The following is a 26,670-nucleotide window of genomic DNA, read 5'->3' as shown; positions in this document are numbered from 1 at the left end:
AGATCATGCACGAGGAATCAGGCCCGTCGTGGGGTATGCGCGGCTTACGCAAATGGCTGGGAACCGCTCCCGAAACTCGCGACGAACTGCTAAAACTAGTACAAGATTCACGTCGATTTCTAGAACCCGATACTGTAGCGATGCTAGAAGGCGTACTCGACCTTCCAGCGACCAAAATTCGTGAAGTGATGACACCACGCACTTCCATGATCAGCTTACAGGAAGACGATCAACTTCTTGATATTCTGCATGTTTTGGTAGAATCAGCGCATTCACGCTTTCCCGTATTTTCATCAGATCAGCCTGATAATGTGGTGGGTATTTTGCTTGCCAAAGACTTGCTGCCTTTCCTGACCGAACCGACTTCTAAGGTGGATATCCGTGCCTTAATGCGCCAGCCACTGTTCGTACCTGAAAGTGCACGTTCAGATCAGGTTTTGCGTATGTTGAAAAATACCCAGACCCATATTGCAGTCGTAATTGATGAATATGGCTCCACTTCTGGTCTGGTGACATTAGAAGACATTCTGGAAGAGATTGTTGGTGAAATTGAAGATGAACATGATATTGCTGATGAAGAAGCATTGTATATTGTTCCCGACAATGATCCGACCACAGCCAATACCTGGATTGTGCAAGCACTGACTCCAATTGAGCATTTTAACAATATGCTCGATGCCGACTTTTCTGATGATGAAGTAGAAACCATGGGTGGCCTGTTATTGCAGGAAATCGGATTGGTGAGCGATTTAGAAGGTCAGGTGATTGAGCTTGGAAATTGGATCTTTACCATTCTGGAAGCGGATGCTCGTTCTATTCACTCGATTCGGGCTGTGCGCCAATGAGGGCACATTTCGACAAGTTGTTGAAGCTGTCTGAAAGTTCTGAGCAACTTCCACTGATCTATCCACTGCTGCTGTCTTTATTTTCCGGTGCCATCTTCAGTTTTGCACTGGCGCCGTACCACTATTGGTGGTTGGCCATCCTGTCTCCGGCGCTGCTTTATGCTTGTCTGCGTAAACGCAGTGCCAAACAGGCTTTTGGTATTGGCTGGGCTTATGGCATTGGTTTATGGTTTGTTGGTGCATTCTGGTTGTATACCTCGATCCATGAATATGGTGATACCAGCTCATTCCTTAGTGTCGTGATGATTCTGATCATGGCCTTGGTCATGGGTCTATTTACCGCAGTACAGACCTTTATCTACCGTCGCTTCTTTCCGGAAACCCCTCTGACCTTTGCGCCATTGTGGGTACTGTTTGAATGGGCGAAGACTTGGGTCTTTACAGGTTTCCCATGGCTATTTGCCGGCTATGCCTTTACCGAACGTTTTCTGGATGGCTATGCGCCACTCTTCGGTGTGTTTGGCGTATCCTTCGTGGTGATCATGCTGGCTTGTGCTTTGGTTGAGATTCTTAATCGTCGTGTGTTCTGGACAATCCCATCCCTGCTGCTTTTGCTGGGTGCCTGGGGAGCTTCGCAACTGACTTTTGTGGAACAGAAAGAAGGCACTAAGCCACTCAGCGTGTCCCTGATTCAGGGTAATATTCCACAAGATTTGAAATGGTTGACTGAATATCAGGTTAAAACCCTGCTGATCTATGCCAATCTGACCAAGACCGAATGGGGTCGTGATTTGATCGTGTGGCCAGAATCTTCGATTCCGATGTTTCAGGCCGATATTCCTGATTTCCTGGATGCGATGAAAGCACAGGCAGAGAAATCAGGAAGCTCCTGGGTTACCGGTATTCCTTATTGGGATCTGAAAGAATCCCAAGCCGAAGGCACACCGAAGTATTACAACAGCATCATGGCCAGCGGTGATGAAGCGAGTGGGCTGTACAAGAAACAGCGCTTGGTGCCATTTGGTGAATACATCCCACTTTCCGGCGCGCTCAGCTGGGTACTTCCCGCTTTGCAAAATGATCCATCTATGAGCGGTTTTTCTCGTGGGGCAAATGATCAGCAACCGCTAAATATCAAAAATCAGCATCTGGGCTCTGCGATTTGCTATGAAGTCGCTTATCCGAATCTGACCCGTCGCAATGCCAGTCAAAGCGACTTTCTGGTAACGGTATCTAATGATGCCTGGTTTACTGGAACTGCCGGACCGCAGCAACACCTGCAAATGGTGCAAATGCGGGCCAAGGAAAATGGTCGCTGGTTTATCCGTGCGACCAATACCGGTGTAACCGCCTTTATTGATCATAATGGTCATATCGTGAAACGTGCGCCTATGGATCAAGAAGCGGTATTACGCGGTGATTTGCCAGCAATGCAGGGTGAAACGCTGTATACGAAACTGAGTGACTGGCCTGTACTGATTCTCTCAACCCTGCTGTTATTACTTGGATGGCGTTTCCGCCCACGTAAAGTGGATGTCAGCTTTAAGTCGAGAAGATAATTTCTTAAGTTCCCTGTCCTGAGCTAATTTTAAAGCACTGCTTTTTAAATTAGCGCAAGTGAGGGTTAGGGAGAGGTAAATTTTTACCCTCTTCTCAATCCTCTCCCAGAGGGAGAGGAAGTTTTATGCAATATTTTAAAAATAAAAACCGAGGCTTATGCACCGGTTTTTTTATTGGAAAGATAATTAAATCTGTACAGCAAGATAGGACATCATACTGGCCAATGATAGCATCGGCAGAAAACGGTAGAGCTGAACCACGCCACGCTCAAAGGATGAAATTTCTTCCTGTTTCACCTCCATGACGCTGGCTTTTAATGCCGACCAGAAGCATAAAGCTAACAGGCTGCTCATCAGACTCAGTGCAAAGAAACCTACCATGATCTGGCTGCTACCTTCTGTGCTTTGCCACAAATGCAAAACTACTTGGCTTACCGGAAGAATGCTTAGAACCAAAAAGACAGATTTCAGCATCGACCAATGAAACTGATTTATTTCATCTCTTATAATTAATGCTTTCATACCCATCTCCTTTGGCCGAATTTGTGCCATAGAAATCATTATGAGCTTTTTTATAGAAATGAAAAGTCTATATTTATTCATATTTTACGATAATTGTAATCGATAAACATGGGAATACTTCTTATTATGACTATCAAATAGAATGGATTATAAAATTAATTTTAAATTCATGTATTTAGATTATATTTATGTATTAAGAGTTATTATCACTTCACTTAGTATTGAGATACCCAATTAAATGAAGTGATATATTCCATAAATAAGAAATTTATAATGATTCTCAATTAAGGCTGATAATAAATATCCGCATCTGTGCCTTCACCGCCAGACTGGCCATCAGCACCAAATGAATAAAGGTCAAATGAACGTCCATCCGTACCAGGAATGACATATTGCAATTCATTATCCCAACTGTCTTTCGGATAACCGCCTTTGACATAGCCACCCGGTAACCAGTTTTTTGCAGATGCAGGTTTGTTGACTAAAGCATCTAAACCACCTTCCTGCATACTTGGATACTTACCATTATCCAGCTTGTACTGGTCCAGAGACCCGGCCACGCTTTGCAGTTTGATCACTGTAGTATCAACTTTTGCCTTCTCACCACGGCCCATCACGTTAGGTACGATCAGTGCAGCCAATACGCCCAGGATCACAATCACGACCATTACTTCGATCAGGGTAAAACCCGAAGCATGTTTGATACGCGTCATACCTGAGCCTGTTTTTAAAGAATCTGGCTGTTCATTCATCATCTCAGTCCTTTTCACTCCATGTCTCTCATTGCTTAATTTTGAAAATCTGTTTGGGCTTATAATTGGAATTCTACCCACACTTTATTTAAATCATATTATTCATATTCACAATTGGCAGCATCACCGCAATTACGATTACTAACACAATACTTGCCATCAGCACCAGCATAAGAGGTTCCAGCAAAGCCAGTAACGTCGAAATCAGTGTAGTCACTTCACGGTCCTGCATGGTCGATGCCCGGTCCAGCATCCGGTCCAGTTCACCGGAAGCTTCACCACTTCGAATCATTTGTACCATCATCGGTGGGAAATAACCACTACGCTCCAGCTGGGTCGCCAAGTTACCGCCTTCAGTCACCTTTTCTGCTGCCAGATTAACGGCATCACGAATGACCCAGTTATTGCTGACCGCCGCACCAATCTTTAAGGCATCGACCAGCGGTACCCCAGAACGGGTCAAAATGGACAGGGTACTGGCAAAGCGTGCCGCATTAATCCCACGTGATAGTTTGCCAAATAGCGGTAATTTCAAGGTCAGGCGGTCAAAAGCATAATGTCCTGCGGTGGTGCGTAGAAAACGCACCAGCAGGAAAATAGCAACGGCACTACCAGCCAACATGAAAGGCCAAGCCATCCGGATAAAGTCACTGGCTTTCATCAACGCGACCGTGATCCATGGCAAAGCATCTTTGCTCTGGTCAAAGGTTTTGACAATGTCTGGAACGACATAGGTCATCAGTCCCATCACAATCGCAAAGGACATCAGCAGCAGAATGATCGGGTAAATCATTGCACCCTGAATTTTTTTCTGCATGGCAAAGCGGTTTTCGGTATAGTCCGCCAGCTGATCCATAATCAGGTCCAGATGCCCCGAACGTTCACCGGCAGCAATGGTTGCAATATACAGTTCCGGAAAGCGGCCGGATTGCTGCAAGCCCTGTGCCAGACTATGCCCTTCCAGTACCTTGGAACGCACCGACATCAGCAGGTTCTGTACATGTACCTTTTCGCTCTGTTTACCGACGGCGCGAATGGCTTCTTCCAGCGGAATACCGGCGGCAATCAGAACGGAGAGTTGCCGGGTCATCAGTGCCAGGTCATAAGCTGTAAGGCTTTTTTCAAACCAGCGCGGCCGGTAATGCTTGTCCTTTTGCTCGACTGGATCAACAGACACCGGAATCAAGGCTTTGTCCCGAAGTTGCTGACGGATCTGACGTGCAGAGTCCCCTTCCAGTACGCCTTTTTGCTGCTTACCCGAAGCATCAAGCGCGATAAATTGATATGCTGGCATTGTAATGCTCTAATTTTCCAAAAATTTGCCCCAACGCAGTTGCGTCAGACCATCAAAATCATTCATATTCTTAGATATAAAATATCTGCTCACTCTAACACAACTGCCTTTTTAGCACGACGAAAATTCATCAGGATGCCTCACTTGCCCATCTCAGATCACCCAGCCTCAACTCCTTCAGTTTATCGTGTTCGTGTTGCTGTTCCTGTTCATCTGTTTGACTGTTTTGATTACAGTTTAAGTGCGGCACAATATCAGCAGGCTGAGGTTGGTGCGCGCGTGGCGGTGTCTTTCGGCCGGCAGAATCTGGTTGGGGTCATTATGGAAAAGCTGCCGCCAGACACTCCGCTAGATTCCAGTTTTAAACTTAAAGAGATTACTGAATTACTGGATGACCGGGCACTCATTGATGACAAGGTACTCAATCTGCTGAACTGGTCAGCGCAGTATTACCAGTTCCCGATTGGTGAAGTGGTGCAAAGTGCCTTGCCAACTTTATTACGTCAGGGTAAGCCCTATAACCTGCTGGCCCGGAACTGGAAACTGTTAGATGACCAGGCAGAAGCCAAGGTGCGCCGTTCCGAGCGTCAGCAGGAAGCCTATAAAATTTTAAAATTGCATCCAGTCGGTACCACTGAAACTGTACTGAACCTGGCAGGGATCGAGACAGCTACCCTAAAAGCTTTAGAGAAAAAAGGAATTTGTGAATGTGTGCTGGAACCCCAGGATTTCAGCCCGCAGCCTGTTCAATTGGCACAAATGCCGCTTACAGCCAATCCGGAACAGCAGCATGCCATTCAGCAGGTGCTGAAATTTAAAAATAAATATCAGGCTTTCTTACTGGATGGTCTGACCGGCAGCGGCAAGACTGAAGTTTATTTGCAGATCATGGAAAAGGTGCTGAAACAGGGAAAACAGGTTTTAGTGCTGGTACCGGAAATTGGCCTGACGCCACAAACCATTAGCCGGTTCCAGTCACGTTTCCATTGTCATATTGCCTTGTTACATTCTGGTTTAAATGACTCGAAACGTCTGCAAGCCTGGCAAGCTGCAGAAACTGGTAAAGCCTCGATTGTGCTGGGTACCCGTTCTGCCATTTATACCCCGATGCCTAATCTGGGACTGATCATCCTGGATGAGGAACATGATCTGTCCTTTAAACAGCAGGAAGGCTTCCGTTATCATGCCCGAGATGTTGCGCTTTATCGCGGGCATTTGCAGCAATGTCCGGTGCTTCTGGGCTCTGCCACACCCAGCATTGATACCTATGCACTGGTTGCCAATGGCAAAATGCAGGTACTGAAACTCAACCAGCGTGCTGGTACAGCCTTAATGCCAAAGATTCATATTCTAGATTTAAAGGTGGCACAGAAACAGCATGGCATCAGCCTGCATCTGATTCAGGAAATACGCAAACGTCTGGAAAAAAAGGAACAGGTACTGGTGTTCCTGAACCGCCGTGGTTATGCACCCGTTTTGATTTGTGACAGCTGTGGCTGGCAGGCACAGTGTCCAAACTGTGATGCCAATTTCACTGTACACCGTCAGCCATATCAACATTTGCACTGTCACCATTGTGGCACCCTGCACCGTATGCCGGATCATTGTTCAAGCTGCAATCATACTGAACTCAAAACACTCGGCATGGGAACCGGCAAGGTCGAAGAGCAATTGAATGAACTCTTTCCCGATCATGAAGTCATTCGGGTAGATCGTGACTCTACCAGTCGGGTCGGTAGCTGGCAGAAAATCTATGACAAGATTCAAAAAAGCGAACCGGCGATTTTGCTCGGTACGCAAATGCTGGCCAAAGGTCACCATTTCCCCTATGTCACACTGGTCGCTATTTTAGATATTGATTCTGGTCTGCTCAGTGTGGACTTCCGTGCCACCGAACGCACTGCCCAACTGATTGTACAGGTGGCTGGTCGTGCCGGTCGTGGCGAGCACAAGGGTGATGTCTATCTACAGACCTTACGTCCTGATCATGCTTTGCTAAATACCTTGGTGACAGATAATTACCGGGCTTTTGCCAAACAGACCTTAGAGCAGCGTCAGATTGCCCGCATGCCACCCTATCGCTATGCAGTGATGATCCGTTGCGAATCACGTGATCAGGCATTAAATACAGAGTTCTTACAGAAACATGCTGCCTTCTTAAGGCAGTATCAGGACCTGCAACTGGAGATCTGGGGACCTATTCCCGCACCAATGGAACGCAAGGCGGGCCGTTACCAATCACATATGGTACTACTGTCTGCAGACCGTCCACGTTTGCACTATTATGTCAGGGCATGGTGGCAAGCCATGCTGCAAGACAAGCCTTCCTCAATGAAGTTAAGCCTGGATGTCGATCCACAAGAACTGAGCTAGTCCTGCAAGCTGCAATACGGAAATAAGATTTAAGGTTGAACATGTCGATACTGTTGCAAATTACATTAATTCTGGTGGCAGCATTGCTGATTGTGCCAATCACCCGCTATTTGAAACTGCCAGCAGTGCTGGGTTATTTATTGACGGGCCTTGTGCTCGGTTCTGAAACCCTGAATCTCGTTACTGATCCCCAACTTCGTTCGATGCTAATGCAAATCAGTATCCTGTCTCTGCTGTTCTGGGTAGGTTTACAACTACGGCCACAACGCTTCATCCAGATGTCTCATTCTGCCTGGATCTCAACTGCTACACTGGTCTTGGGGTCAGGTGCCATTCTGAGCTTATGTTCTGCCATTTTTTTACAGCAAAGTCTCATCACCAGTGTCGTCATTGGGCTGGCTGGCAGCCTGTCTGCGATGACACTGAGTATTCAACATCTGATGCGACAGGAGCAGCTCGCGACTTCCCATGGTCAGCTCAGTTATATCAGTTTATTAATTCAAGCCCTGCTGCTGATTCCACTAATTGCCATTATTCCATTATTTTCCGGAGTAAGTTCGACTGAACATGGCGTGGCTTATTTTGCTGCCATTATGGCAACCTTTACCGGACTGTTCCTGTGTAACCGCTATTTGATGCACCCTCTGTATCGCTGGATTGCCAGAAGCAGCAGCCATGACCTGCATGTCCTGGTGGCAATTTTTGTAATCCTCGGCTTGTTGGTATTGATGCAGACACTGGGACTAACACTATATTTAGGAGCCTTATTTGCCGGAATTCTGCTGGCTGATTCCGATTTCAGACCACACGTCGAAAATGCCATTCAGCCTTTTCATGGCATATTGATCGGTTTGTGTTTTATCAGTATTGGCCTGGCGATTCAGCTAAGTGATGTCTTGCAGATGCCTGGACTGATCATTGGTGGCGCCGTGCTGATCATATTGAGTAAATTTGTGCTCAGTCTGGCAATTGCCCGTTATTATCAAAATAGCTGGCGTACCAGCACCTTAACCGCAGTTAGCCTGGCCCAAGGCGGTGAGTTTGCTTTTGTGTTACTCACTATTGCAATTACCCATACCATCTTAGATATCAGCTTGTTATCGCCATTGCTATGTATGCTGGCGCTATCCATGTTAATGACACCAGTGCTCTACTGGTTGCTCGATCAACAAATCTTACCGCGATTAAATCGCTCACATCATCTGGTCGCAGACTTTGATACCCAGGTAGAGCCTTTAGCCACTACACCGATTTTACTGATTGGTTTTGGTCGCTTTGGGCAAATCGTAGCACGTGTACTTCATCAGCAAGATCTTAGCTTTAGTGTGATGGACAATACGGTTGAAGCAAGTGGCCTACTCAAAGATCAGGCCATTCCTTTCTTTCAGGCAGATGCAACTGAAACCACGGCGCTACAACTGGCAGATATTGCTTCCAAAGATCAGGTGATTGTCGCGATTGATGATATTGAGGATTCTTTGCTGGTCGTACGTCATTTGTGCTGGAATTACCCGGATCTGAAATTGTGGGTACGCGCACGTGATCGCCATCATGCACATTTGCTGCATGAACTGGGTGTGGAAAATGTTTTCCGTGAAACTTATCTTTCTGCTTTAGCGCTGACACAGTCATTACTGGCAGCAACCCATCAATCTGTAGAACTCGCTGAGCAGACAATTCTACAGTTCCGTCAGTATGATGAAACTTTATTAAAAGCAGAACAGCAGGCTGAATCTGGTTCTGAGTCATTATATGCTCAACACCACAGCAGCATGGCAGAGTTAAGCTACCTGTTCGAACAGGATCAACATCGTAAAAGTGTAATAAATCCAATACAGAAGCAACAGAATGTCAACGGCACAGGAATTGATACCATAACAGATGATCTGTCATAACTTGTGTTTTACAATAGTGTCACCATTAAAGCAGGGTTATGGAGAATTTTATGTCTGATTTACGCCAACGCTTTTTTATTGAGGATAGCCCTGTTCGTGGTGAAGTAGTGCATCTTCAAGAAGCTTTACAAACAATTTTAGCGCAGCGCGACTATGCTCCTGCCGTACAAATCCTTTTGGGCGAAATGCTCAGTGCGACTGCCCTATTGGCAAGTACGTTAAAAATCAAGGGACGCATCAGTCTGCAGATTCAGGCTACTGGCACGTTTAAATGGGCGATGGCGGAATGTAACCATCGTGGTGAAGTGCGTGCGTTGGCTGATTATGAAGAAGATCCCCGTTTTCAGGTGGCAGAAGACAGCAGTACCGTTCTAAAAGCCCTGATCAGTCCTGTACTGTTTATCAATATTGAGCCTGAAGTCGGTGAGCGCTACCAAGGTATCGTACCACTGGATAAACATAATCTGGCGGGCTGTCTGATGCAGTATTATGATCTGTCTGCACAGATTCCAACCCGTATTGTGCTGGCAAGTGACCAAAAGCGTTCAGGTGGTCTGCTGATCCAGCTTCTACCACGTAATAGTGAGGAAGAACAACGCTATGTGGATGAGGATTTGTGGCCACGCGTGACCATGTTGACTGAAACTTTGAAAGCAGAAGAACTGGTTAGCCTGGATACCAATGAAATCCTCTATCGTTTATATAACGAAGAACAAGTTCGTCTGCCTGAAGCAGAACAGCTGAAATTCGGTTGTACCTGTTCTAAAGAACGCTGTGCCATTGCCTTGCAACAGATCGGAGTTGAATCTGTTCGTGAAACTTTAGAATTCCAGAATCCAATTGAAATGGATTGTCAGTTCTGTAACAGCCAATATACCTTTACTGCTGAAGAAGCTTTAGGTCTGTTCGGTGAGCACCTTAGTTAATTACAGGTATCTTTGTTAATAAAAGCACTCAATAGGAGTGCTTTTATTTTTATAAATCCAGAGCTTTCTTTTCTATGAAAAATAAATATTTTTAATCTCAAACTTACCATATCATTCAGCTCTACACAGCTATATGGAAATAGCAATACTTGGCCCCACTCTATTCTTAATGAATATAAACTCAATCCGCTATTGATTAATCCTGACTTCCAAAGCTGTCTGAGCTAATTATTTAACCAGCTTTCTGTCTCTTTCGCTTTTTAATCTGCTGATCCAGCAAATACTCACCACGTCCCACATTCCTCAATTAATGTGATTGTTCATCAATTTAGGTTTTAATTTTTCTTGAAGATATTTGATTATTCACTGGTAATTAGTAGATTTTTCACGCTATATTAATCCCATAATATTTTTATGCCTTTAAGATTTTAGAAGCATTTTTAATACTTGGGGAATGTGTGATGATGAAATTTAAACTGTTCTGTTCCATGATTTTTGCAGCAGCAAGCACGATTAGCCTGTCAGTATCTGCCAACAATGATCCACTGCTTGGACAATGGAAAACCATTGATGACCGTACCGGTTATTCTCTGGCAGATGTCATCATCAGTAAGGATGCTAAAGATCGCTATATGGCCAAAATTGTAAATGTACGCGAGGTTCCGGGGGCGGTTCCTCAACAAAACTGTACTCAATGCACCGGCTCTCTCAAGGATCAGCCTCTGGTTGGACTGACCATGCTTAAGGGTCTGAGCAGTCATCCAGAAAAGACTAATGAATTTATTAATGGCACCCTGCTCGACCCCATCTCGGGAAAGCTATATCAGGCACGTGCACGTCTGAAAAATAATGGCCGACATCTGGCAATTCATAGCCGAACTGAAGGATCTCCAGTCGGGCGTAATATGACTTGGATCAAAAATTGAAAATTGCGTTGTCCAAGTTAGGCGATATGACTTGGACAAGCTTCAAACATTTTCGATAAAACATGATTCTTCGTTCATTTAACCCGTATTAAAACAACTTTCATCACAAAATAATAAATTGATTTATAAAGTTATTATTTATAAATTAGAGCAATAAATCTATTTTAAAACACGATAATTTCCTAGGATGGATATGAAACAATTAGTACGCGCTTTATGTATGGGGATTTCTTTAGCAACCGTGTCAGTATGCAGTTTAGCCAATGTAGATCCATTGATTGGAATATGGAAGACTGTAGATGACCAAAGTGGCTATTCACGTGCAGATGTCGAAATCCGCAAAAAACCTGATGGCACCTATGAAGGGATTATTGTCGAAACCCGGAGTCTACCAGGTGCCGAAAAACAAGTTATTTGCCATAACTGCCCTGGCAAGCTCAAAGGTAAACCGTTCATTGGCTTACCTTTTATTTGGAATTTTAAACAAAATCCAAATAAGCCAAATGAATACATCGATGGTCAAGTCTTAGATCCAATTGGGGGCAAGATCTATAAAGGTAAAGCACGTTTGAACGCTAATGGTAAACGCTTAACTCTGCGTGGTTATGTAGGCGTTTCCGTAATTGGACGCAGCGTAACTTGGATAAAACACTAATTTAGTTAGTATTTTAAAAAGCCTCTACTCAGAGGCTTTTTTATTGTCATGATTTGAAACAATAAGGTACAAATCTTCACTGTTGTAGTGCACTAAAACTCAGAATAATGGATCGAACACGGTTATTTTTTATCCATTTACTATGTTCAGATCATATACCTATATGCTCCAACGATTACCTGACTCTTTATTAATAGTGGGTCACGGCAAAGGGATGTCCAAAAATAAAAATAAGCAATATGGTGATGCATCTGAAACTATTTTCGACCAATGTTCGGCAAAACAGTTGCTATGGCGTGGCAGATATCAGCCACTTTTAGCTCACTACTTGCCTAACTTAAATTTAAGCAGGTTTTGTACCTCCAGCAGTTTTTGCACGACTGCCACACATATATTGAAGCATGGGAAATCTGATCTCAGGCATTATCTCCAATCCTATTTATTAACACATGCCCCCGATCTGATTCACAGCAATGACTTTAGTCTGGATATTTAAGGAGCAGGCCATGACCACCATTCAATATAAAGAAAATTTTTCTCAGGGTTTTATCCCCTCAGAAATCATGGATGACCATCAATTTGATCTCAGCCATTTTGCAGAAGCATGCGGGCAAAGCCCGGAATGGGTAATGCAGCTGATGGAACATGGCATTTTACCTAACCGTAGTCGTAACACTTCCTATCATTTCATTGGTGAAGATGTTACCCGAGCACAACGGGCATACCGCTTACAACGTGATTTTGATGCATCTTTTAGTGCTGTCGCCATGATGCTGGATCTGATTGATGAAGTTCAACAGCTACGTCGTGAAGTGAAGCATCTGCACTTCAAATAACCTCCCCCTCCCTGGTCTGTCTCGGCTGAAACTGAGATGGTTCGGGGATTCTTACATTATTTTTTTGAGTTTATAACTGATTATGAAAACCAGAGATTGCAATAAAAAATTAAAGTACATGTTCCCCGAATATCGCGACCTTATTACCCAGCTCCGGGATGAAAATCCGTATTTCGCCCGTATTTTTGAGGAACATGATGAACTGGATCGACAGATTGCACAGCTGGCATTAGACCCGGTAACTCTTGTCAATACAGACATCGAAGCAATCAAGCGAAAAAAATTAAAGCTAAAAGATGAGATTTACAGACTACTCAAGAATTCAGAGGCAGATCCTTTGACCTGATTCAGGATAGTTAAGACTAAAAGCAGGCAGCTCATGTTATAAGAATCCAAAAGTGATTTTAAGCATAAGCAGGAGAATTATTGGCATCCTACTTTCTGCCTCTATAAAAATGCAAAAAACCTAAGGTGATCTAAATAATTTAGTGGATGATATTTTGCTCATAAGCGAAATAATCAATTCGGTATTGTTTAGATCACATCTGCACTGGCAGCAAATTCAATTAACTTTAATTTGCTGCCAGCGTTCTGGTCAAAATAAAATCTAAAAATATGATCAAGACATAATCCTTCAGCAACATCATCGCAAGCAATGTAATTCAAATATTGACTGGATCTAACGGATTTTTCTCACTTAAATCAGCCGGTATTTTTTGATTTTATAAACTTCAGATGTAAAAAAGCCTGCATAAAGCAGGCTTTTTTCAGACTTTAAAAGTCATCTCACAATTAAGCTTGTTCAATGTCTTTCATTGTCAATTTGATACGGCCACGGTTGTCAACATCAGCAACCTGTACTTTCACTTCCTGACCTTCTTTCAATACGTCTGCAACATTGGCAATACGTTCGTTAGAAATTTGAGAAATGTGTAGCAGACCGTCAGTACCTGGCAGGATATTAACGAACGCACCGAATTCAACGATACGAATCACTTTACCTGTATAGATCGTACCTGGTTCAACTTCAGCAGTCAGCGCCTGGATTTTTGCAATCGCAGCTTGTGCAGCAGCTTTAGTTTCACCAAATACGCGTACTGTACCATTGTCTTCAATATCAATCGCAGCTTTGGTTTCTTCAGTGATTTGACGAATAGTCGCACCACCTTTACCAATTACGTCACGGATTTTGTCAGGATTAATGGTAATTACCTGGAAAGTCGGTGCGTGCATAGAAATTTCTGGACGAGCACGTGAAATCACCTGGTTCATTGCATTCAGGATGTGCATACGACCTGCATACGCCTGGTTCAAAGCAACTTCCATGATTTCTTCAGTGATACCTTCGATTTTGATATCCATCTGAAGTGCAGTAATACCGTTTGCAGAACCGGCTACTTTAAAGTCCATATCACCAAGGTGATCTTCGTCACCCAGGATGTCAGAAAGAACTGCGAAACGTTCGCCTTCTTTCACAAGACCCATCGCGATACCAGCCACTGGTGCTTTAATTGGTACACCTGCATCCATAAGTGACAAAGAAGCACCACATACAGAAGCCATTGAAGATGAACCGTTCGATTCAGTGATATCAGATACAATGCGGATTACGTACGGGAAGCGGTCTGCCGCAGGCAGAACAGCTTGAACACCACGACGTGCCAAACGACCATGACCAATTTCACGACGTTTAGGACCAGATTCACGACCAGTTTCACCTACAGAGTATGCAGGGAAATTATAGTGAAGCATGAAGTTGTCAGTTTTAGTACCTGATAATGTATCAACCATCAAGGCATCACGTGTGTTACCCAAAGTTGTTGTTACCAACGCCTGAGTCTCACCACGTGTAAACAATGCTGAACCATGTGCACGGTCTAACACGCCAACTTGTACGTCAAGTGCACGAACTGTTTTCGTGTCACGACCGTCGATACGTGGCTTACCAGATAGGATGTTGTCACGTACTGTGCGGTATTTCAGATCTTCAAACAATTCGTTCAAGTCGTCTGCAATACCAGTTTCGTCATTTTCAGGAACGAATTGAGCAACTGCTTCAGCTTGAATTGCATCAAGTGCCGCATAACGGTCTTGCTTAATTGCAATGGTGTACGCTTCAGAGATTTTCGCTTCAAACGCTTCTTTCAGTTTTGCCTGAAGATCTTCGTTTTTAGTTGGAGCAACCCAAGTTGATTCTTTCGCGCCAGCTGCAGCAGCAAATTCTTTAATTGCTTGAATCGCGATTTGCATTTCGTCATGACCGAACAATACAGCGCCCAGCATCTGGTCTTCTGAAAGTTCTTTCGCTTCAGATTCAACCATCAATACCGCAGATTCTGTACCTGCAACCACCAGGTCAAGGTCAGACTGAGCCATTTGTTCATAGTTCGGGTTAAGAACATATTCACCGTTGATCAAACCAACACGTGCGCCACCGATTGGACCACGGAATGGTGTACCCGCAATCGCAAGTGCAGCAGAAGTACCTAACATCGCAGCGATGTCAGCTTCCATGGTCTTGTCAGAAGAAATTACAGTCGCAGTCACCTGGATTTCGTTGTAATAACCTTCTGGGAACAATGGACGGATTGGACGGTCAATCAGACGTGAAATTAAAGTTTCAGCTTCAGACGCACGGCCTTCACGTTTACCATAACCACCCGGGATACGGCCCGCAGCATATTGCTTTTCTTGGTAGTTTACGGTTAACGGGAAGAAGTCTTGACCCGCTTTAGCAGTCGGTTGGGCAACAACAGCAACCAGTACGGTTACACCACCCATAGTAATCACAACAGTATTGGCCTGGCGTGCAACACGACCAGTTTCAAGAACCACCTGGTGCTGACCAAACTGGAATTCTTTACGAACAATATTAAACATCGACATGTTTTATTTTTTCCTAGTTCTTGTGAACAATTATTCTAGTGGAGACCCCTAAGGTTTGGCATTCACGTCCTTTTGAACGAGTAAATGACAAAGCTTAGAAGCCGACCTCACCAGAAAGAAACACTAATTTTAAACACAAAGAAGGAGCGAAACATTCGCCCCTTCCTAGGCCTGACTAAAAAGCCAAGCTGACTTTAGTTTTCAGCTGTAAAGCACAATGCATGCAATAAACCCGAAAATAAAGCTTAAATCGAATTAACGACGTAAACCTAAAGCACCGATCAAAGCAACATAACGACCGTGGTCTTTACCATTTAGGTAGTCAAGAAGCTTACGACGTTGGTTAACCATACGGATTAGACCGCGACGGCTATGGTGGTCGTGTTTATGCTCTTTGAAGTGACCTTGTAAGTCATTGATTTGAGCAGTTAAAAGAGCTACTTGAACTTCTGGTGAACCAGTGTCGTTTTCAGCGCGAGCGAATTTAGCGATGATCTCTGCGCGATCTGCGTTTGTTAAAGCCATTCGATTTCTCCGAGATGCTTATATATCTTGATAAAAATCAAAGTAATGAGAATTCAGAACATTGACTGCCGTGCATCACTACAGCAAGTTGCATATTTTAAGGGAAATTACGTTAGATTGCAAAAATAGATCATGCGACGATAGATAGATTTAAAGAAATCCACTCAGTTCACTGGAATCAGATTGTTTATCTGCAAGATAAAGCTTGTCGAATTGGTTTAGAGATTGAACTAAAGATTATGAAAAACGCTTTATTATTTCAGTCAAATATAAAACAGCTGATCTTTCGCCTCATTGGCTAAATATACAGGTAATTTTATTTAACTATAAAAAAAGCCCGAGAGGACTCGGGCTTCTTGTGCGCTGTAGTTTCTTCTTCTTCATTATTTTTTTATTGTTTATTGTTTTTATTACGCTGCATCGCGCTTTATAGTTATTATTGTTAATAAAAACTTTCCATGTTCTTGCTGCAACATCCCTGTGTAGTAGATTCTGCCACAAAGCCGGGCTACTCATAGACGCATTTTTCGTATCTATATGTAAGTATTTTCTTACATTAATTAACCTAAATTGTGATTAATATTACACAAATCTCATTTTTAACCCATCTTGTTCACCTTACACAGATGATTTAGATAAATTAAATAATTTATAAAATTATGCTACCTTTCCATAAACTCAAGATATAAAAAAGCCTTGTAGTCTCTCCCAAAACTACAAGGCTTAGCGGCTGTAAGTTTCCTCTTTTTTCACCTACATCAATGTAAGTTCGCTGTCTCACGACTTTCTTATAATAATTATGCGATTATACTCAACTTTCCTTGTTGAGTTCTTTGTAGGGCCCATCTTCTCAAAAAGGGCAGTGAAGCTCTATCCGCAAATCTCCTGAATCGCTGTAAGCATATGCTTACATTAATCAGTTTCACTATCACCTGAAAAGTTATGACACTGTTCAATGATTTTTTTGCTTAAGCCACTACGACGGGTAGTTTTCAGGCTTAATGATTGTATAAATGCTTCACGATCTACCAATAGTGTGACTGCTTTTTTTGCACGTGTAATCGCTGTGTAAATCAATTCCTTACTTAACAGGTTACTGGCTTTATGATCCAGTACGACTGCAGTGTGCCTAAACTCTGAACCTTGGGATTTGTGAATGGTTAGAGCAAAGGCAGTTTCAATACTTTTTGGCAAACGCGTTGCTAAAACCCATTTTTCCAGACTCGGAAAATAGACTTCAAACTGGCGCTGTCCAAGATGCTCCCGCAGGAAACAGATCCCAATATCCCCATTCGATAGTCCTAGCTGGTAATCGTTATAAGTCATCATCACCGGACGACCGATATACCAGTCGCCCTGCTTGATCTGCCCGGTTGCAGTGAGCAGGCGCTGTTCAATCTGCTGATTGAGTCGGGTCAGACCAAAAGCCCCATGACGGATTGCAGTCAGGATACGGTAATCATCAAAATGACGGATAATCTGCTCTACAAACCTATTAAAATCTTGACTGCCTACCCCTGTTTTGAGAGCCTGTACATAGCCCTGATAACCATACATCAGCTGGTCATAATAAGGTTGAGCATCATTGAGCAATACATTTTCCGGCAGGTATTGCAGCTGTAGATGGTCAATTTCAATCTGCTCCAGATCAATGGTCTGCAGCTCGGATGCAGTTACCACTTGCTGTTCAAATTCGGTTAACAGATCCTGATCAGGATGTGCTTTCTGAATAAAATGTGCCAATGCACCAATCCGTGCACCTTCACTAAACCGTCGAGTTTTCATCAGATTGATCCGGTTATTGGCCAGGGCCGGAACCTGCTGCAAATCAGCCAATACGGTGCCAACATCGACAGAAGCCAGCTGATTCGCATCGCCCAGTAGAATCAAACGCGCCCCATCTGGCACCGCTGCCAGCAGCATCTGTGCCAGGCTCAGATCAAGCATAGAGGCTTCATCGACCACAATCACCTCATAAGGTAGTGGCTGTCGGGCGTGGAATCTTGGCTGTACAGTTATTCCCAAACCTAAGAGACGATGCAAAGTCACAGGTTGTAACTGTTTTAAGGTTTCCAAGTCAAACTGGGCCAGTGCCGGACTGCTCAAGGCATTCTGCAACGCTTCCTTCATACGCTGTGCCGCTTTGCCGGTTGGTGCTGCCATGGCAATCCGGATGTCCGGCAAACTTTCATTCAGCACCGCAATGATATGTGCCAGCGTATAGGTTTTCCCGGTTCCCGGGCCACCCGTAATAATACTTAAACCTTGACTGGCCACCATTTCCAGCGCTTTCTGCTGTTGCGGATCAGCAAGCAGGCTACGATGATAGCCATTCAACTGAACAGCTTTTAACTGCTGGGATTTGATGCGAACCACATGCGCAGCGATTGCCTGTTCCAGTTTCCAGTAACGGTACAGGTACAACTGCTGGTCCTGAAACATAAAAGGAGCAATCGCATGCTGATCAGACTCGCCACGGCGCACCAGATTGTGTAGCAAGGCGATTTGATCCTCTGCCGCGTCAATACAGCTGTTACCATTTTGCATGGCTTCCAGTACGGCATGCATGAGCAGTTTAGCCTCATCGCCGAAGTTAGCTGAGCTGAATGGTGGCTGACATATATGCTCGATCCAGGGCATCAATGGCGAAGCCAGCTGTGATATGTGATTTTGCTCATTTTCCACACAGTTATCCTCAAACTTATCCACAGGATAATTTTCTGTTTCTATTGTATATATTTCTTAGTTTCGCCATTTCATGCTGACTTATTCACCGCATAATAGCCCAGAATATGATCTAGTTTTTGGATAAATTCAACTTCAGGCTGCCAGTGATATAGCCCCTGTCCGGCCTGCCCATTCATGCCACGCAGATACAGATAGGTCGCTCCACCCAGATGCTGCCGGATGTCATAACCCTGCAAATTAGCGCTTAAATAGCGGTGCATGGCGACCAGATACAGGGCAGCCTGCAACCAGTAACTGGAATGCGTCATGCTGTCATGAATTGCTTCCGGCAGATAATCCTGCTGATTGGCACCGAGATAGTTACTCTTATAATCAGCGATGTGATAGCGCTGACCATCAAAATATACCAGGTCAATTGCCCCGGTCAGGTAACGTGCCGATTTGGCCTCATTAAAGTCCGGCATGATCAGGCCATAATCCGCAAACAGCTGCTGAATCTGGCGAATCTGTAACGGGGCATCATTCAAAGCCAGATAAAACGGGAATTCCGACAAAAAGCTGTGCTGATCCAGCTGGCTTAAACGAAACTCGCTCTGAATCGGTGTGTTCAGGATTTCCCCGACCCAATCATGCATTAGATTCAGCAGAATATCTTCGGATAATTCTTCAAAGAATAGATCCGCTGACTGCTGCATTAGTCCAGTCACATCAAGATTTTCATGCGTGCTTGCTTTAGGCAGCTGCCCCATTGCCTGCTCAAACTGCTGAATAAAGGCATCATCATCCAGTTCCAGAAAATAACGCTCAAACTGCATCATAAACTGTAGAAAATGAGTGACATCTAAAGATGGCTGCTGGAAAAAGCTATGCCATGTATGGCGATAGGCAACACTTTGGTCATGCAAGCGGATACCGGTCAACAGTTTGTAGTTGACGCTGGCCATAACATGCAAAATAGCCTCAGTTAGCGCTCCTACTTTTAAGCTGGCATTACTGGCTACCCGTTTAAACAGAGTATTCAGGTTAATCGTGGCCTGCAAATAATACTGCTGGAAGGCCTGCTGCAGTCGCTGCAGAATCTGAAAGTCCTGCTGGAACTGGTCTTTCAGTTCCATCCAGATATGTGGCGCGGTATTCTTGAAACGGCGGCGGATTTCCAGATTCCAGTAACTGCTATCCTGAAAATCCAGATGCTCGAAAATACTGTGCAAGAAAGTTCCGGCCACAGTACCTTTAGGAAAATTCAGCTTGATCCAGTCCAATGGCTGTTGCCGCACTTCTGCTTCTGTCTGCAGATGGATTTCATCGGCAGCACTTTCTGGGTGTTCATATAGACTGACCAGATCATCTTGCAGTACGGTTACATGCAGCTGATGTCTCGATAAAGCGGTGAAGCTGGTTTTGGTCCGTGGATAGAACTGCTGTTCCGGTAAAGGATGAGCAACTAATTCCGGTGCTGTTTGCATCCGTTCTACCGCAATACGCGGTGGCGCTGCTGTTAAGGTATTTTCCATACAGCTGAGCGGGTGCTGGAAGACCTGCTCACCCTGCCCACGCCAGTAGGCCAGACACGAATCTGATTGACCACTCTGATCCTGCAGCATGGCGTAAACCCGATGGCTGGCACGCGTTAGCGCCACATACCAGAGACGGTGATTCTCTGCAGCATTCCGTGCTGCATTCTGCAGCTGTGCCTGTTCATGCAGATCCTCACGATTTACCGCAATCACTCGTGACTGATTCAGAATATCGTCCTGCTCATGACCGGCCAGCGAGAAGTTAAGGTTACCTTTGTTGACGTCAAACGGCGCATCAGCGCCCATCAGGAATACGATTTTGAATTCAAGACCTTTGGAGGCATGGATTGTCAGCAACTGTACGCCACGATCGCCAGAGAGCTTGCGCTCTTTTTCGCTGTCCTTACCAGAAGGAGACTGTAGCTGGCGCAGATACCAGTAATACAGTTTTTGTGCACCCTGATAATATTCGCTTTGCTGCGACAGAATTTCGGTCAGATGACGCAGATTGACCACAACACGCTCATTATCAATGCTCTGGCTCGATACCAGATTAGTCCAGACGTCAAACAGGTTCAGGGCATAGTTCCAAGCACTCAGGAAGCCCTTGTCGAACCACATTTCCCGGATCGCTTCGAAATCGGCTATAAAGGTACTTAGGCCAACTGGCTGCTGTTGCAGCTCCAGCAGCTTTTTCAGGTCAAAGCCGAGCAGACGGGTCACTAAAGCACGACGAACTTTGGCCTCATTAAACGGGTCCATGATCGCGGTCAGCACCGCGGCGACATCCTGTGCCACATTGCTGGCAAAGACACTCTGTTTTGATTCCTTATAACAGGCAATCCCCATCCGTTGCAAACGCTGCTTGACCTGTTCCAGCGCATAATGTCCAAAGGACAGTACGGCAATATCATCCTCAGTTACAGGAACAGAACTGTCCTGCTGCTGGAAATACAGTTGTTGCCGTGCAGATTGGTTCAGTAATTCGCGGATTTTCCAGGCCACCTGATCGGCTTCATGCTCCTGCTCACCCAGCTGCATCCAGCGTAATGGATAAGGATTAGCTTGTCCGGAATCAATCAGGTCCGGATGGGGACGACTACCAGCCTGAATCAAACTATAATTAACACTTTCACCAAAATCCATCCGGCGCTGGAACAGGGCATCAACCACTTCCACCAAAGCTTTGACCGAGCGGTGGTTCTGGGTCAGGGTATATTCATGGCCCTGCTTTAAACGGACATCAGCATGTGCCTTGTTATAGGTCAGCATGTCGCCGCCACGGAAACCATAAATTGCCTGTTTTGGATCACCGACCATGATCATACAGCCGAGCTGTACCCGCGCAGCATCTCGCCAGATTCGTGCCAGCAGATCGTCCTGATCCTGGTTGGTGTCCTGAAATTCATCTACCAGAATTAAGGGATAACGAGACTGCACAAACTGGGCAAAACGACGCCCCTGCTCACCTTGCAAGGCTTCAGTCAGGGTACGGATCTGTTGTGAGAAGGTAGTCTCTCCCTGCTTCTGTAAAGTTTGTGGCAGACGATGCTGCACACTGCGAATCAGGTGATATTCCAGATAAGCCGTGAGCTGTTTGAATTTCTCATCCAGTGCCTGTTTCACATTGCACAGGGCTTCGATGGCACAAATTAGCGGATGGCTGAGGAAATACTGCTGCTCTTCTTCGCTACAGCTTTTGGTAAAACGCTGCTTGCCTGGCTGAAAATCAGTTTTATTACGCAGCAGATAACATAACTTCAGCACCAGCTTGCACAGCTCAGGATCAAAGAAGCACATACCCTTCTGTTCACTCAGCTGTACCGCCCAATCAGAAAAATTGCTGCAGATTTCCGACAGTTTTGCATGAAAGTTTTTATGAAAATATTTCGGGGTTTCGGCGCAGTAAGTCTGTATCTTGAGCAGCTCTGCCGGACTGATATTGACCAGCTGTTCAATACAGGCATCCAGTTCGCCCAAATCCCATTCTACCTGGCGGACTGACTGGAAATGATTGGCGCTAAAATTTAATGCATCACGTACCAGCCCCACATAGTATTCAGGGGCTTTAAGCTGATTCTGTAAATACATCTGGTTAATGACATACTGCGGCTGCTGCTGGATCCACTCCCTTAGCACATCATGAATCAGCTGCTGAATATACAGGTCCTGATCTTCAGTCAGCTCAGCACGTTCAATCCGACCACTTTCAAAGGCAAATTCACGCAGCAGCTTCTGGCTAAAACTGTCCAGCGTGCCGACAAACAGTTCATCCAGTTGGTTTAGTACCAATCCCAGACGACGGCGAGCGTAGTCCATACGACCGCCATAATCTTGCAGCACTTTCTGCAACAACGGATCAGATTCCTGCTCGATCTGCTGGGCCATTTCTACCGAATTAAGATGCTGATAGCGCTGGATATAACGCAAAGTTTCTTCCACACGTGCGCGTACCCGGCCTTTCAATTCAGCTGTTGCCTTACGGGTAAACGTCGTCGCAATGACCTGATGTGGATAGTATTTATCCAGAAAAATCCGTACCATCAGGCTGGACAGAGTATAGGTTTTGCCGGTTCCCGCCGAAGCCTCGATCCAGTGCAGACCACTAAAGGTCATGTCCTGAATAGGATTGGTTGAAATTTTATGCTGCTGTTGAGGGGCGATGGTCATTTATTTTACCCACTCTAAATGTTGTTGAATCGGAGCATACAAGTCATAGGCAAATTTTAGCAAGCTATGCTGCAACGCCTGCTCTGGATCCTGATCCTGCAAAATGAACTGCCAGTCCTGATGCAATACACAGGACTCATCCGAACTCAGTGGGCGGGTACTTTCATAAGTGTTGTTCCAGGCCGCCAACAGCTTATCCAGATCACCAATAATCATTTGACCCTGCTCATTGGTTTCCCATTGCCAGTCTTTTTTCAGAATGAGCTCAGCCGGCAACACTACCGGTTGCTGCTGACCTGCTTCCCAGGCCTTAAACCAGTGAGCCAAATATTCTTTAGCCTGAGAAGATGTCACCTTGCAGAATTTTACGGTCTTGTTACTGAACAGCATAATTCGTTCCAGCTCTGCGGTATAACTATCATCATTTAAATAGGCCAGCCAAAGCAGATATTCCAGCCAGATATGCGCGCGACGGCGCTCTGAGGCTGAAGCGGACTGCATGCTCAGCCAGTACGACGCATTCGGTTGCTGCGGCACAGTAATCTGCAACATCAGATCAGATGAATAACGATAGTTCTGTTGCGTGGTACGAGTAATCTGTTTGTCCAGTTGCTGTAGGCGCTGCTGCAGCAATTCCTGTTCCTGCTGGGTACTCAGCCAGGTTGCTTCCTGGGTTTTTCCGACTGGCAGACGGTCCAGCATCAACCGGGTATCTATTTCCTGTTCCTGCTGCTGCAGAAAATCCCGTACCTGATATTGCTGCAATTTATCCAGCAATAATGGTTCCTGTGCCGCGGGCAAGTCTTTATATTTCACGCTAGAAATGCCAACACTTTTCAGGAACAGACGTGCCGGGAAGATCATGTCCCGAATCCATTCATCGCCATGCAGAATCCGAATCCGCTCCTGCTGTACTGGCGGACAATGGATATTAATCCAGCTGCGACGCTGCCCTTCAGCCTTACAAAGAAAAGAAGCCACATCATGCCACTGATCCTGAAAACGTGGAGTACGCAATGTACTAAAACCAACTGGATCAAAAGGCTGTAAAGGATGCACATGATAGAGCTGCTGGATATGCGCCGCGACTGGCAAGCCATTCATCTCGGTCATCACATCGACATCTGCATCTGGATGCTCGGACTGGCAGATCAGGGCAATATGCTGGATCAATTCCTGCAAGGACGTGGATGGATCACGCACTTCGCCATCATTCACATCAAAGCCGTTGTAGAACAGCCACAGATTTTCCTGTGCTAACAGCAAGGCATCCAGAAATGCGCCCTGATCATCATCCAGACGGGAGCGATCACCGAGCTGCGGCTTGAGAATGCTCATCAAGTCAAACGGTAGCTGCTGATTTCGGCTCGGGAATTTGCCCGTATCCAGATTCAGCATCACCACCAGCTTATAAGGCAGCGGGCGAATCTGGCCAATCTGGCTAAAAGTAATTTGTCCGGTTGGTTCGGCCTGATCCAGCTGCATGTCCAGACTATTCTGGATTTCTTCCAAGACATAAGGCAATGGTAAGCTCAATGCTACCAGTTCCTGAATCGCATTTGGATCATCCTGATCATGATAATCGGCCAGCGTCAGCATACGCATCTGCTTTTCGATGATTTCTGCTACGGTTTTTAATGACTCAACCCCATTGCTGCGGAATTCATTCACGTCCCGATTTAGATATTCCAGCCAGGTTTTTACCGGTGTACGCTGTCCCTGCTCATGTGCATTCAGCCAGCCGCGACGTTCATTGAAATCCTCATAGATCTGGATCAGGATAACAATCAGCGGAAAATCACTGCTGAGCACTTTGGCATAACTGAGAGTATCTTCAAACAGCTGATGTTCTGGCACCGCCATGCCCAGTACCAAGCGATCCAGAGCAAAGCGGAAGCTAAAGCGGTAATCTTCATCGCCTTCATATAACTGTTGCTGTAAATGCTGCTGATCTAAGCCGCGCTTAAAACCGGCATCACTGAGCAGCTGGATGATGCGTTCCACTTGTGCATAGTCCAATGCATAGTACTGCTGGGTCGCACTTAAACTCAGCCAGTCGGCAAAATCTTCAATGCTAAAACGGCGATGCATCAACTGTATGCGGCCCAGCACGGCACGCCAGGCATTGCTGACATCCAGACGAGATACCCCGGATATCTGGATCGGCAGATAAATATTGTTTTTGCGCAGACGGGTCTGGCCGCCTTCTCGTTCACGTGGTGGTGGGGCAAAGACACTACGAATCGCCGGTTCCAGTTCTTTCAGGTTTGGACTCAATACCAGGATATCACTTGGCTGACGCGGTACTTCTTTTGTGCCCTGAGCCAGCCAGTGAATGATTTGTTCGCGCAGTACTTCCAGTTGGCGTAATGAAGAATGACAGACATGGATCTGTACCGAGCTATCGTCCGGCTTCAAGGGATAAGTATGCCGCTCCGGTTCTACCAGATACAGAATATCCGACTGGATTTTTGCCAGCAGATGGTCCTGATAGTCATCCACAAAGGCATCCGCCCAATGTCCTTCCTCACCCGAAGACAGTTTGGATAATAGAGAAAAGTGATCCCGTGCCTGCTTACCAAAACGGGTCAGTAAAGGATGACGTGATTCACGGTCTTCAGCATTAAAGTTCAGCTGGAACTTTTTCCAGAATGCAGCAATTTCCTCATCACTCGGCTTGGCTCCACGCGACTGTTCATATTTGCGGATAAAGCGTTCCTGTACACCCAGGTCATAGCGCGCCTTCCAGCTCGGATCGACACTATCCGCCCAGTATTCCTGTGACGGGTTAAAATGGAAAATATAAATCTCGATGTACTGACCCAGACGGCGTAAGAAATCCAGCTGAGCCGGTGGCAATTCCAGCATGCTAAAGACCACCACCTGGGATGGCAGCTGCTTTAAGGCCTGCGTTCGGGTTTCCGGATTTTCAATGCGTTCCCAGTACAGCTTTTCAATTTCCAGGATTTTGGCATAGTCATCCTGAAATACGTTTTGCCACAGCCAGCGCTGCCAGGCTTCCAGTTCCCGCGCCTGAATTTTGACGAAATCTGCTACCGGAATTTCCTGGCCATTTTCATCTTTGGGGATATATAGCATCTGCTCTATTTCTAAAGGCAGATTCTGTCCCCAGTTGTTCAGCCAGTTGGTCGGGCAACTACATTGTTGCGGCGGACAATTGCGTGCGCAATAGCCGCGATAGTCCATATAGTGGCTAAACAGGCGCGATACCTGTTCACAGACCCAGTACAGCATGCTTTGCTTTTTAAGCAGGCGCTCATTCGGCTGTTCCAGACGGTCAGCGCTGTCATAAATCCGCTTTACAATCGAATACAGCGGATGCTGGGATTTGAGTGGAATTTCATCCGCCAGAATGGTCTTGCGCAGCGCCTGAAAGGCTCGCCATTTAATGATGATACGTGGAATATTGGCTTCACGGACCTGCTCCAGCTCTTTCTGGCTGTTTAGCACCCATTGATAAGAAGTCCATTGAAAAGCACGAATTCGGTGGTGAAATTGTGTATTGGCACTGATGCCCTTTTTCTCGGCAATTTTCTGGGTGAGCCAAGCTTCAACTGCGGGCGAAGGCACAATGAAATGCTGCGGCTCAAGCACCTGAAAAGCAGTTCTTTTCTGCTGACTCGTAACCAGCAGCATGCTATCCAAAAGCACATCAATTTTCTGACTTTGAATAACATGAATAGCCATGAATTCCCCAAATTAAAAGAAAGCAGCACTACAAAACAATAAAGATTATTTACTATACACCCTGTTCTGTCTATGTCACTTTTAATCTACACT

At 45.4% G+C, this 26,670-nt stretch carries 17 protein-coding genes; 9 read left to right on the top strand and 8 right to left on the bottom strand.

What is annotated here, in order from left to right; genetic code table 11:
* Nucleotides 1–5 precede the first annotated feature (5 nt).
* Together ACTJIX_RS09680 and lnt are read left to right on the top strand one after the other, a co-directional pair.
* On the top strand, nucleotides 6–845 hold the full coding sequence (locus ACTJIX_RS09680) for an HlyC/CorC family transporter (RefSeq protein ID WP_004813460.1): 840 nt from the start codon (nucleotides 6–8) through the stop codon (nucleotides 843–845).
* Entirely contained in the window at nucleotides 842–2,404 is a 1,563-nt protein-coding gene (gene lnt / locus ACTJIX_RS09675; RefSeq protein ID WP_440611401.1) for an apolipoprotein N-acyltransferase, read from the top strand. The genes ACTJIX_RS09680 and lnt overlap by 4 nt, the downstream gene beginning before the upstream one ends.
* Nucleotides 2,405–2,590: 186 nt before the next feature.
* Here the strand turns inward: lnt and ACTJIX_RS09670 are convergent, their stop codons facing one another.
* The 3 genes from ACTJIX_RS09670 to gspF form a co-directional block, all read right to left on the bottom strand.
* Nucleotides 2,591–2,926 carry a hypothetical protein gene (locus ACTJIX_RS09670; RefSeq protein ID WP_348904192.1) on the bottom strand — a complete coding sequence of 112 codons (336 nt, stop codon included), beginning with the start codon at nucleotides 2,924–2,926 and terminating at the stop codon, nucleotides 2,591–2,593.
* A 284-nt stretch (nucleotides 2,927–3,210) separates the two neighbouring features.
* Nucleotides 3,211–3,678: a type II secretion system major pseudopilin GspG gene (gspG, locus tag ACTJIX_RS09665; protein WP_227499334.1), complete on the bottom strand. Its 468-nt coding sequence runs from the start codon at nucleotides 3,676–3,678 to the stop codon at nucleotides 3,211–3,213.
* A gap of 88 nt (nucleotides 3,679–3,766) precedes the next feature.
* Nucleotides 3,767–4,972, bottom strand: a complete 1,206-nt coding sequence (gene gspF / locus ACTJIX_RS09660) for a type II secretion system inner membrane protein GspF (protein ID WP_273798115.1) — start codon at nucleotides 4,970–4,972, stop codon at nucleotides 3,767–3,769.
* Between the two features lie 144 nt (nucleotides 4,973–5,116).
* On the opposite strand from gspF, the gene ACTJIX_RS09655 reads away from it, so the two are divergent.
* The 7 genes from ACTJIX_RS09655 to ACTJIX_RS09625 all read left to right on the top strand — a co-directional run bounded on the left by ACTJIX_RS09655 (nucleotide 5,117) and on the right by ACTJIX_RS09625 (nucleotide 12,929).
* Nucleotides 5,117–7,345, top strand: coding sequence for a primosomal protein N' (locus ACTJIX_RS09655; RefSeq protein WP_440611400.1), 2,229 nt, complete (start codon nucleotides 5,117–5,119; stop codon nucleotides 7,343–7,345).
* 41 nt (nucleotides 7,346–7,386) lie between these two features.
* Entirely contained in the window at nucleotides 7,387–9,240 is a 1,854-nt protein-coding gene (locus ACTJIX_RS09650; RefSeq protein ID WP_440611399.1) for a cation:proton antiporter domain-containing protein, read from the top strand.
* 50 nt (nucleotides 9,241–9,290) lie between these two features.
* Nucleotides 9,291–10,166 (top strand): Hsp33 family molecular chaperone HslO, encoded by an 876-nt coding sequence (gene hslO, locus ACTJIX_RS09645; RefSeq protein ID WP_004813475.1) that lies wholly within the window; start codon nucleotides 9,291–9,293, stop codon nucleotides 10,164–10,166.
* 461 nt (nucleotides 10,167–10,627) lie between these two features.
* Nucleotides 10,628–11,092: a DUF2147 domain-containing protein gene (locus ACTJIX_RS09640; protein WP_440611398.1), complete on the top strand. Its 465-nt coding sequence runs from the start codon at nucleotides 10,628–10,630 to the stop codon at nucleotides 11,090–11,092.
* A gap of 193 nt (nucleotides 11,093–11,285) precedes the next feature.
* A complete protein-coding gene (locus tag ACTJIX_RS09635) occupies nucleotides 11,286–11,747 on the top strand; it encodes a DUF2147 domain-containing protein (RefSeq protein ID WP_004813478.1) in 462 nt (153 codons plus the stop codon).
* 506 nt (nucleotides 11,748–12,253) lie between these two features.
* The gene (locus ACTJIX_RS09630; RefSeq protein ID WP_008303908.1) at nucleotides 12,254–12,583 is read left to right on the top strand and encodes a chaperone modulator CbpM; all 330 of its coding nucleotides are present in this window, start codon (nucleotides 12,254–12,256) and stop codon (nucleotides 12,581–12,583) included.
* Nucleotides 12,584–12,665: 82 nt separating this feature from the next.
* Complete coding sequence (locus ACTJIX_RS09625) at nucleotides 12,666–12,929, top strand: YdcH family protein (RefSeq protein ID WP_103800581.1); 264 nt, start codon at nucleotides 12,666–12,668, stop codon at nucleotides 12,927–12,929.
* A gap of 446 nt (nucleotides 12,930–13,375) precedes the next feature.
* On the opposite strand, the gene pnp is transcribed toward ACTJIX_RS09625, so the two are convergent.
* The 5 genes from pnp to ACTJIX_RS09600 form a co-directional block, all read right to left on the bottom strand.
* Nucleotides 13,376–15,463: a polyribonucleotide nucleotidyltransferase gene (gene pnp, locus ACTJIX_RS09620; RefSeq protein WP_171056640.1), complete on the bottom strand. Its 2,088-nt coding sequence runs from the start codon at nucleotides 15,461–15,463 to the stop codon at nucleotides 13,376–13,378.
* 261 nt (nucleotides 15,464–15,724) lie between these two features.
* Nucleotides 15,725–15,994, bottom strand: a complete 270-nt coding sequence (rpsO, locus tag ACTJIX_RS09615; protein WP_004637724.1) for a 30S ribosomal protein S15 — start codon at nucleotides 15,992–15,994, stop codon at nucleotides 15,725–15,727.
* Nucleotides 15,995–16,906: 912 nt separating this feature from the next.
* A complete protein-coding gene (gene recD / locus ACTJIX_RS09610) occupies nucleotides 16,907–18,679 on the bottom strand; it encodes an exodeoxyribonuclease V subunit alpha (protein ID WP_440611397.1) in 1,773 nt (590 codons plus the stop codon).
* 71 nt (nucleotides 18,680–18,750) lie between these two features.
* Nucleotides 18,751–22,869: a UvrD-helicase domain-containing protein gene (locus tag ACTJIX_RS09605; RefSeq protein WP_440611396.1), complete on the bottom strand. Its 4,119-nt coding sequence runs from the start codon at nucleotides 22,867–22,869 to the stop codon at nucleotides 18,751–18,753.
* Nucleotides 22,870–26,577, bottom strand: coding sequence for an exodeoxyribonuclease V subunit gamma (locus ACTJIX_RS09600; RefSeq protein ID WP_440611395.1), 3,708 nt, complete (start codon nucleotides 26,575–26,577; stop codon nucleotides 22,870–22,872). It abuts the gene before it with no gap.
* Between the last annotated feature and the right edge of the window lie 93 nt (nucleotides 26,578–26,670).

The organism is Acinetobacter sp. 22323 (genome assembly GCF_052044895.1).
GTDB classification, from domain to species: Bacteria; Pseudomonadota; Gammaproteobacteria; order Pseudomonadales; family Moraxellaceae; genus Acinetobacter; species Acinetobacter schindleri.
The sequence above is the reverse complement of the archived record's forward strand: the minus strand, read 5'-3'. Positions and strand labels throughout refer to the sequence as shown.